The sequence below is a fragment of the Halorubrum amylolyticum genome (genome assembly GCF_004114995.1).
GTDB classification, from domain to species: Archaea; Halobacteriota; Halobacteria; order Halobacteriales; family Haloferacaceae; genus Halorubrum; species Halorubrum amylolyticum.
Map to the genome: position 1 here is coordinate 213,571 of NZ_SDJP01000003.1, position 9,538 is coordinate 223,108.

At 70.1% G+C, this 9,538-nt stretch carries 7 protein-coding genes; 4 read left to right on the forward strand and 3 right to left on the reverse strand.

Annotation, left to right across the window (positions count from 1 at the left end):
* Positions 1-62: 62 nt before the first annotated feature.
* Complete coding sequence (locus ESO89_RS05045) at positions 63-656, forward strand: HalX domain-containing protein (protein WP_128904573.1); 594 nt, start codon at positions 63-65, stop codon at positions 654-656.
* Between the two features lie 107 nt (positions 657-763).
* A complete protein-coding gene (locus ESO89_RS05050) occupies positions 764-2,752 on the forward strand; it encodes a DEAD/DEAH box helicase (protein ID WP_128904574.1) in 1,989 nt (662 codons plus the stop codon).
* 54 nt (positions 2,753-2,806) lie between these two features.
* Here ESO89_RS05050 and ESO89_RS05055 read toward each other — a convergent pair whose 3' ends face one another.
* Positions 2,807-3,874, reverse strand: coding sequence for a phytoene/squalene synthase family protein (locus ESO89_RS05055; protein ID WP_128904575.1), 1,068 nt, complete (start codon positions 3,872-3,874; stop codon positions 2,807-2,809).
* Between the two features lie 177 nt (positions 3,875-4,051).
* Between ESO89_RS05055 and ESO89_RS05060 the strand changes: the two genes are divergently transcribed.
* Complete coding sequence (locus ESO89_RS05060; protein WP_128904576.1) at positions 4,052-5,242, forward strand: acyl-CoA dehydrogenase family protein; 1,191 nt, start codon at positions 4,052-4,054, stop codon at positions 5,240-5,242.
* A gap of 35 nt (positions 5,243-5,277) precedes the next feature.
* On the opposite strand, the gene ESO89_RS05065 is transcribed toward ESO89_RS05060, so the two are convergent.
* Together ESO89_RS05065 and ESO89_RS05070 are read right to left on the reverse strand one after the other, a co-directional pair.
* A complete protein-coding gene (locus ESO89_RS05065) occupies positions 5,278-7,131 on the reverse strand; it encodes a PH domain-containing protein (RefSeq protein ID WP_128904577.1) in 1,854 nt (617 codons plus the stop codon).
* Positions 7,128-7,592, reverse strand: coding sequence for a PH domain-containing protein (locus ESO89_RS05070; protein WP_128904578.1), 465 nt, complete (start codon positions 7,590-7,592; stop codon positions 7,128-7,130). The genes ESO89_RS05065 and ESO89_RS05070 overlap by 4 nt, the downstream gene beginning before the upstream one ends.
* 215 nt (positions 7,593-7,807) lie before the next feature.
* Between ESO89_RS05070 and ESO89_RS05075 the strand changes: the two genes are divergently transcribed.
* Entirely contained in the window at positions 7,808-9,115 is a 1,308-nt protein-coding gene (locus ESO89_RS05075) for a Glu/Leu/Phe/Val family dehydrogenase (protein ID WP_128904579.1), read from the forward strand.
* Positions 9,116-9,538: the final 423 nt, after the last annotated feature.

A 9,538-nucleotide genomic window follows, 5' to 3' on the forward strand; every position in this document is an offset into this window, starting at 1 on the left:
TTTTAATATAGTCCGCGCAGAGACGAAACGTGTGAGCGAACACGTCGTCGCTCCGGTCATCCATGAGTGAGCAACCGCCGCTGGTCCTCGTGGTTGAGGACGAACCAGACTTGGCCGACCTGTACGCCGCGTGGCTCGGCGACGAGTATCGCGTCCGGACCGCGTACGGCGGCCAGGAGGCGTTAGACGAACTCGACGGAGCCGACGACGAGGTCGGCGCGATCCTGTTGGACCGACGGATGCCCGGGCTCTCAGGCGACGAGGTCCTCGCCGCGGTCCGCGAGCGCGGCATCGACTGCCGGGTCGCGATGGTGACGGCGGTCGAGCCCGACTTCGACATTCTGAAGATGGGTTTCGACGACTACCTCGTGAAACCGGTCACCAGCGACACCCTCCGCGAGACCGTCGAGGGGCTGCTTCGCCGCGGGGAGTACGACACCGAGATGCAGGAGCTGTTCTCGCTGACCTCCAAGAAGGCGATGCTGGAGACCGAGAAGAGCGCCACCGAACTCGCGGACAACGGGGAGTACCAGCGGCTCACCGACCGGATCGACGAGCTCCGATCGCGGGCCGACCAGTCGCTGGAGGCGGTGACCGAGGACGAGGACGACTTCGAGAAGCTGTTTCAGGAGTTCGACGCCGGCAGCGACGGGTGACGTTGACTGCGACGGGTGACGTTGACTGCGACGGGTGACGCTGGCGGCGGTAACTGGCGCCGCGCCGCGCGACTTTTTAAGTACGGTCCGGCCGAACTCGGTAGTGAATGCGCGTTCGCGATCTCCCGCTGTCAGAGCGATTCGTCGATCACTTCGCCGACCGGGGGATCCGCGAGCTGTACCCGCCGCAGGCGGCCGCGGTCGACGCCGGCGTCTGCGAGGGCGAGAACGTCGTCGCCGCGGTGCCGACCGCCTCGGGGAAGACGTTCGTCGCCGAACTGGCGCTGTTGACCGCTGACGGCCCCGGACTGTACGTCTGCCCGCTTCGCGCGCTCGCCCGCGAGAAGTACGAGGCGTTCGCCGCGCTGCCCGGCGTCGAGGCCGCCATCTCGACCGGCGACTTCGACGCCTCGGGCGAGGCGCTCGCGGGCAACGACGTGGTGGTCGCCACGAGCGAGAAGGTCGACTCCGCGATCCGCAACGGCGCGTCGTGGGTCGACGAGCTGGCCTGCGTCGCCGTCGACGAGGTCCACCTCCTCGGCGCGGCGCGCCGCGGCCCGACCCTCGAAGTGACCCTCGCGACGCTCCGCCGACGGAACCCCGAGCTACAGGTCGTCGCCCTGTCGGCGACCGTCGACAACCCGGAGGCGATCGCGGAGTGGCTGGACGCGACGCTCGTGGAATCCGAGTGGCGTCCCGTCGACCTCCGCACGGGGGTCGCCGTCGGCGGGGACGTGACGTTCGACGACGGGGCGGAGATGGCGGTGGAGTTCGGAGACGGCGCCGTCGACGAGAGCAGTCGCGAGAACAGCGACGGCGACGGCGACGACTCCCCAGACGACACCGAGATCACCGCCGTCCTCGTCTCCGACGCTGTCGACCGGGGCGGCCAGTGTCTCGCCTTCGTCCGGTCGCGGACCGAGGCGGTCGCGCTGGCCGAGCGGCTCGCGGCCGACGGGCTCGCCGAGCGGCTGGGGACCGAGTCGGCCGCCGCGGCCGCGGGCGACGAGGCCGCCGACGTGGACGGCACCGCCACCGGCCGGCAGCTGGCCGACTGCCTGCGGTCCGGGGTGGCGTTCCACCACGCCGGGCTCCGCGCCGGCCACCGGGCGATCGTCGAGAACGCCTTCCGCGACCGCGATCTCGCCTGCATCTGCGCGACGCCGACGCTGGCCGCCGGCGTCAATGTCCCCGCGCGACGGGTCGTAATCCGCGATCAGAAGCGGTACGCGGGGTCCGCGATGGAGTGGCTCCCCACGCTGGAGGTCCACCAGATGTGCGGGCGCGCCGGGCGGCCCGGGCTGGACCCGCACGGCGAGGCCGTGCTCGTCGGCGACGCGGACACCGAGGCCGATCTCGTCGAGCGGTACGTGGAGGGCGAACCGGAGGCGGTCGAATCGACGCTCGCCGACCCGGCGTCGCTGCGGACCCACGTCCTCTCGGCGATCGCGACCGGGTTCGCCGAAACCGAGGCGGAGATTCTCGACGTGTTCGAGGGGACCTTTTACGCCCGGGAGGCGGGGGCCGGCGGGCTGGCCGACGCCGTCGCCGTCGCTGTCGACGACCTCGTGGCGGCCGGACTGGTCCGCCGGGAGACCGGCGAGGGGGGCGTCGAGGCGTACCGGCTGATCGCAACTCCGATCGGGGAGACGGCCTCGAAGCAGTACGTCAGGCCGGAGACGGCGGAGCGGATCGTCTCCGGGCTCCGGACCGCGGCGGCGATGCCGAACGCGACGACGCTCACCGTCTTCGAGGTGATCTGCGACACGCCCGACATGCAGGACACCTACCTCGGCAACGCGGAGCGCGCCGAGATCTACCGGTTCGCGCGGGCGAACGCGGGCGCCCTGACGACCGCGATGGACGAGGCGGACGAGTTCGAGGCGTGGCTGGAGTCGGTGAAGACGGCGCGCATCCTCGACGAGTGGATCGGCGGCGCGACCGTCGAGGAGCTGGTGGAGTCGCATCGGATCGGGCCGGGCGACCTCGACTCCCGCGTCGAGCGCGCCGAGTGGCTGTTGAGCGCGGCTGAGGCGCTCGCCGAGACGATCGGGGCGCGCGTGCCGGCGGTCGCGAGGGCGCGCTCGCGGCTGTGAGGGGCGAAAGGGTGAGGAAAACGGAGAGCGCGGGAACGGGAAAGGAAACTGCGGTCAGTCCGCGGGCTCGACGGCTCGGTGGAAGGGGGTCCGCGCGATCGTCTGCCGGAGGTCCGCGAGGGAGTCGCGGCCGGCGTCGCCGGCGACGGACATCACCGCGAACACCTCCTGCCGGGAGATCTTCACGCCGGTCTCGGTAAGCGCGTCCTCGGGCCGGGAGCTGAGTTCGCGGAGCGTGCCGACCGCGAGCAGGTACGGGACGGTCCACGCCTCCATCGTGTTCCCGTTCGAGAGCGGCATCGTCTCCAGGTACGCCTGCGCGTCGTCGAGGAACGAGCGGGCGTACTCGGCGGTCCGGCCGACGACGCGGGCCGACGACTCGCGGTTCTCGGGGTGGACGACCCGCTCCTGATCGACCCCCTCGTCGGCGAGCCACTCCGCGGGGAGGTAGACGTTGTTCTCCTCGGTGTAGTCGTCGTACACGTCCTTCGAGACGTTCACGAGCTGGAGGAGGAGCCCGAACTCCTCGGCGGTGTCGCGCAGCTGCCGCGCGCGGTCCTCCGCCACGTCGCCCCGAGTGAGCAGGTTCGTGATGAGGTTCCCGACCGTCCCCGCGGCGTAGTAGCAGTACTGCTCTAGCTCGTCGCGGTCGTCGATGCGGAGGCCGCCCTCGGTGGCGTGCCGGTCGACGAACATCGCCATCCCGTCGACCATCTCCAGGACCGGCGGGACGATCGCCTCGCGGGCCTCGGGCTCGAACTCGTCGAACGTCGCCGCGATCGTCGGCGCCTCGGCGACGACCTCCCAGTCGTCGTTGCGGTCGGCGGGCGCGGGGAGCCACTCGTCGACCGCGTCGCGGAACGCCGCGATGTCGGTGTCGTCGTCGGGGTCGATCGCGCGCCGGTACGTCCGCAACGCGTCGCTCTGGGCGTCCGGAGGGATGTGCCCGGCGTCCTCGACGGTGTCGGCGACCCGACAGAGGAGGTACCCCACGCAGATGTGCGAGGCCATCGGCTCCTCCAACACGTCGACCGTTAGCGCGAAGGTCCGGGAGACGCCCTGCACCGCCTCGTGACACCACTGGAGGTCGGGCTCGACGGGACCGTGTGCTCGTCCGCTCATTCGGTTACCGACTCTTACGGCACAACGCATAAAAAGCCTCGTGGAACGTCGGGAGTGCCCGCACGGCCGATCGCGGCTTCGCGGTGTCCGCCTTTCGCCGGGTCGCGTTCCGCCCAACCCCCGACCCGTGTAGAACCGTGTGGAAACGGCTAAGTTGCCGTGCGGACACCCACGATCATGGACTTCACCCTCTCCGGGGAGCAGCGTCAGATCCGGGACACGGTCGCGGAGTTCGTCGACGAGGAGGTCGTTCCGCGCGCCGCCGAGATCGACGAGACCGACGAGTTCCCGGCCGACCTGATCGACGAGATGGCCGATCTCGGGCTGATGGGGATGCCGTTCCCGGTCGAGTACGAGGGCGCCGGGCTCGACTACCACAGCTACGCGATCGGGCTCGCGGAGATCGCTCGCGGCTCCGGCGGGCTCGGGACGGTCGTCGCCGCCCACACGTCGCTCGCGGGCAACATGTTGTACGAGTTCGGTAACGAGGCGCAAAAAGAGAAGTACCTCACCGCGCTCAACACCGGAGAGGAGATCGGCGCCTTCGCGCTCTCGGAGGCCGAGGCGGGGTCGGACGTGCCGGCAATGTCGACCACCGCGGCGCGCGAGACCAAAGACGCCTCGGAAGGGGACGGCCTCGCCGCGGAGCACGACGGCGACGGCTACGTCGTCAACGGCGGCAAGCTCTGGATCTCGAACGGCTCCGTCGCCGACACGGTCACCCTGTTCGCGAAGACCGACCACGACGCGGGGCGGAAGGGGATCTCCTCGTTCGTCGTCCGGCCCGAGGAGGATGACGGGTTCGTCGTGGAGGGAACGGAGGAGAAACTCGGCGACAAGGGGTGTCCGACCGCCGAGCTCCGGTTCGACGACATGTGGATACCCGAGGAGCGCCGGCTCGGCGAGGAGGGAGAGGGGTTCGTGCAGGCGCTGAAGACGCTGAACGGCGGCCGGATCACCATCGCGGCGCGCTCGGTCGGGATCGCGCGCGCCGCCCTCGACGAGGCGGCCGCGTACGCGCAGGAGCGCGAGCAGTTCGACCGCGCCATCGCCGACTTCCAGGCGATCCAGCACAAGCTCGCCGACATGGACACGAAGGTCCGGGCCGCGGAGCTGTTGATGCACGAGGCGGCCGACCTGAAGATGCGCGGCGAGGACTACGTCAAGGAGGCCGCACAGGCGAAGCTGTACGCCTCCGAGATCTCCCGCGAGGTCGCTAACGAGGGGATTCAGATCCACGGCGGTTACGGCTACACGAAGGACTTCCCCGCGGAGCGGTTCTACCGCGACGCAAAGCTGTCGGAGATCTACGAGGGGACGAGCGAAGTGCTCCGGAACACGATCGCCCAACAGCTTCTCGACGAATAGGACGGGCAAGCGACCCGAGCGACGCGGGCGGCGCGCTATTTCTCGGTATTGCCCGCGTCTCTCTCTTCGTCCCCCTCTCCGTCTCCATCCTCGTCTCCACTCTCACTCCCGTCACCGAGGTCCGAAGGGTTGCGATCCACCGCGTACTCGCCGGTGTCGATCCGTTCTGCCGGCTCGGAGTAGTCGCGACCGCTGCCCGAGAAGTCGGGACGGATCACGCCGTCGTCCGGGACCTCCGACCGATCGTCGTCGTCCTCGTCCGAGAGTGCTTCGTCGGCGGCGCCGGAGGTCGGCTCATCGCCGTCGTCGGTCGGTTCGCCAGTCTCACTTGTCGGTTCGCCAGCCTCACCGATCGGTTCGCCAGCCTCGGCTGCCCCCTCCACGTCGCCGTCGAGCCGGTCCCGTCGATCCCGGCGCTCCGCGACCGCGACCCGGAGTCGCTCCCGGAGGGTTTCGCGGAGGTCGACCGCCTCGTCGGTCGCGAAATCGACGGCGGCGGCGTCGTCGCCGCCGATGGAGCTGCTGCCGGCGGTGTCGGCGACGATCGTCGCCACGTCCCAGCGGCGCTGGAAGACGGTCCGGGTGTCGATGACGTTCTGAATCCGGTAGTACGGCACGACGGTCACGGTGCGGCTCCAGAACCCGTTTCGGGTGAGGAGGTGGTCCTCGCCGAGCCAGTAGCCGCGGTGTTTCCACTTCAGGTGGGCGGCCGGCGGCACGGCGAGCAGGAGCGCGGCCGGGGCGTACCACGGGGCGCCGGCGCCGAGGTACCAGTCGATCCCGAACGCGACCGCGACCAGCGCGCCGACGGCGAGCGTGTACCGGAACGCGTACCGCCACCGGATCCGCTTGGGCGGGCGGTGAAAGCTCGGGTCGCCGAACGACTCGACCTCGCGCGCCAGCCGGTACACCCGGTCGGTCGCCGCGATCGGGACGGCCGCCTGACTCCCCCGCTCGCCGCCCTGGCCGGGGGCGTAGCCGGCGGTCTCGATCGAGAGGCTCGCGTAGCCGAGCGCGCGCTTGGCCGGGTTGTCGGCGATCCGAAGCGCCTGCACCTTCTCCGTGGGGATCGAGCCGCTGTACCGGCGGAACAGCCCACGCTCGTACCGTAGCTCGTCGCCGGCGCGGGAGAGCCGGAAGCCGTAGTAGTTCGAGAAGGCGATCCCCGCGCCGAGCACCCACGACACGAGGAACAGCCCGCCGACGCCGACGATCGCGGTCGCGGTGAGCGCGACCGCCGACGCGTCCGGAATGAAGCTGGAAAGCACGGGAACCGACCCGGAGCTCAAGAAGGCCAACAGCCCGATGAGCCGCCCGTCGAACGACAGCGCCCCCACCAGGGCGAGCTCGCCCGGCGAGATCGCGAACAGCTCCTCCTCCGTGGGTCCGACCGCACCCGGTCCGGCGCCCGGCTCGCTCCCGGAGCGGTCCGTGGCCTCTCCGGGCGTCTCAGAACTGGACGCGGCAGACTTTCGGCGCTGGACCTCGCGCTGGAGCCGGGTCGCCTCGTCGGGGACGACGTAGCGGATCGACCCCTCGGTGCTGGAGCCCCCGGCGGTCTCTAAGTTCACCGCGGCGACGCCGATCGCCCGCTGGATAACGCTCCGGCTCACGTCGACGTTCTGGATCCGGCGGTAGGGGATCTCCCGCTCGCGCCGCGATATCACGCCGGAGGAGATGTCGAGGGTGTCGTCGGTCAGCTCGTAGTCGAACCGCCGGTAGTACGCCACATCGTACGCGACCGCGGCGAGGACGACCGCGCCGGCGACGGCGGTCGCGACCGCGAACCCCCACTCGGGGTTGTTGTTCACGACGAAAAAGAGGACCACGACGATCCCGGACACCTTCTGGAGCGCGCGGTACGGGACCGACTGGGGCGCGAGCTTCACACCGCGTCCTCCCCGTCCGCGCGGATGGCCAGCCGCTTCAGCTCCTCGCGGAGGTCGCTCGCCCCCTCGCGCGTCAGTCCCGGAATTCGGACGTCCGCACCGCGGGAGCCGGCCGTGTACACCACGCAGGAGGCGAGCCCGACCCCGCGCTCGACGGGACCGCGCCGGGAGTCGACGTGCTGGATTCGCACCAGCGGCACCGTCGTCCGGACCTGCGTGATCACGCCGCGGTCGAGGTACAGCGCGTCCTCTCGGATCTCGTAGCTCCAGCGGCGGTACTTGAGGAGCGCGTGTCCCACGCCCAGCACGAGGAAGACGGCGCCGACGGCGATCGGCGCCCACTCCGGGAGCCGGTCGAGGTAGACCCCGCCGACGAACGGAGCCGTCAACACCGCGGCGATGAGAACCGCACGGAGGACCCACACGACCTGAATGCGGGGGTGAAGCGTCTGCGTCGTCATCGGCGCACCCCCGGCGCGCGTCCGAGTGTCATGCGCCGTCGTTGTCGGCGCCGACGTATAAGTCCGGGCGAAAGCCGGCGGACCTCGGCCGCGATCGATGCCTCACCGCCGCGCAGCCGACGGGCGGTCGGTCCGGCAGCGTCCGTGGGTGTTATTCTCAGACAGTGGTGATAATTGCCGAAACCGATATGACCCGGGGCCGAGTCGAGCCGACCATGGCGGACGACCCGTTCGAGAACATGCTCGCACAGATGGACCGCGCGGAGGAGTACGTCGACGTGGACCACGGCATCTTCGAACGCCTCAAACACCCGGAGCGAACGCTGAAGGTTACCCTCCCGGTGGAGCTGGACTCCGGCGAGGTCGAGGTGTTCGAAGGGTATCGCTGCCAGTTCGACAGCGCCCGCGGCCCGTTTAAGGGCGGCGTCAGGTTCCACCCGACGGTCACCCAGCGCGAGGTCGAGGCGCTCGCCGGGTGGATGACGTGGAAGACGGCGCTGGTCGACCTCCCCTACGGCGGCGCGAAGGGCGGCGTCATCTGCGAGCCGAAGGACCTCACGCAGAACGACCTGGAAAGCCTCACTCGGCGGTACACCGAGGGGATTCGCCGGATGATCGGCCCCGAGACCGACGTGCCCGCGCCGGACATGAACACGAACCCGCAGACGATGGCGTGGATGATGGACACCTACTCGATGTACGAGGGCCACTCCGTCCCGCAGGTCGTCACCGGGAAGCCGCTGGAGATCGGCGGGACGCCGGGCCGCGTCGCCGCGACCGGCCGCGGCGTCTCCATCGTCACCGAGCGGCTCTTCGAGTACCTCGACCGCGACCTGTCGGACGCCACCGTCGCGATACAGGGGTTCGGCAACGTGGGCTCGAACGCGGCCCGGCTCCTCGACGAGGCGGGCGCGCGGATCGTCGCCACCTCCGACGTGACCGGCGCCGCCTACGACCCCGACGGGATCGACGTGGCGGCGCTCGGCGCCCACGTCGACGCCGGCGGCCTGATCGAGGAGTACGTGGCCGGCGAGCCCCGAGCGACCCCCGAGGACCGGCGCACCGGCGGCGGAAACCAGTGGGACGATCCCGACCGGATCACGAACGAGGAGCTGTTGACGCTCGACGTCGACGTGTTGATCCCCGCCGCGGTCGAGGGCGTGATCACCGCGGACAACGTCCACGACCTGCGGGCATCCGCGATCGTCGAGGCGGCCAACGGGCCGACGACGGTCGCCGCCGACGAGGTGCTCACGGAGCGGGACATCCAGGTCGTCCCCGACATCCTCGCGAACGCCGGCGGGGTCATCGTCTCGTACCTCGAATGGGTCCAGAACGCACAGGAGTTCTCGTGGCCGCTGGAGACGGTCAACGCCGAGCTGGAGCGCCGCATCGGCACGGCGTTCGACCAGACGATCGACCAGTACGACCAGAAGGAGCTTCCGGACCTCCGGACCGCGGCGTACACGCTCGCGCTCGAACGCACCGCGAGCGCCCACGAGTACCGCGGGCTGTTCCCCTGAGCGGCGGTCGATAGCGGGAGTGAGTGTTGCAGTTCGTCAGCGGTGATGAGATATTCAAACGCGTTTGAGCGAGGGCGACGATCGCTTATAAATGAACCCGGCGGTGCGGTGGCGCGCGCCTTCGAGCGCCCACTGGGCGCGAGAAGCGCGTGCGAGGGAGTCGCTGGCGCCGCCGGCACCAGCGACGAGGCTGGGGAGGCGTGAGGCGCTGTGCGGTTGCGGTCGGGTGGGACTCAAAGGGGCAGCCGCGCTCGGCTCCCACAGCTCGCTGCGCTCCTCAGTCGCTCGCGTTGCTCGCTCCTTGCGGTACTTACGTCGCTGGGGTTCGCCGAGCGCGGCTGGGGCTTTGGAGGTCGTCGCCGCAGAGCCGTCGATCACCGATACACAGCCGACAGCAACACCACTCGATCATTTATAAATAAC

What these genes read in the sequence shown, in the direction of transcription:
- ESO89_RS05050 (WP_128904574.1), top strand. Translation starts at nt 764, where the DNA reads ATGCGCGTTCGCGATCTCCCGCTGTCAGAGCGATTCGTCGATCACTTC.
- ESO89_RS05045 (WP_128904573.1), top strand. Translation starts at nt 63, where the DNA reads ATGAGTGAGCAACCGCCGCTGGTCCTCGTGGTTGAGGACGAACCAGAC.
- ESO89_RS05060 (WP_128904576.1), top strand. Translation starts at nt 4,052, where the DNA reads ATGGACTTCACCCTCTCCGGGGAGCAGCGTCAGATCCGGGACACGGTC.
- ESO89_RS05070 (WP_128904578.1), bottom strand. Translation starts at nt 7,592, where the DNA reads ATGACGACGCAGACGCTTCACCCCCGCATTCAGGTCGTGTGGGTCCTC.
- ESO89_RS05055 (WP_128904575.1), bottom strand. Translation starts at nt 3,874, where the DNA reads ATGAGCGGACGAGCACACGGTCCCGTCGAGCCCGACCTCCAGTGGTGT.
- ESO89_RS05075 (WP_128904579.1), top strand. Translation starts at nt 7,808, where the DNA reads ATGGCGGACGACCCGTTCGAGAACATGCTCGCACAGATGGACCGCGCG.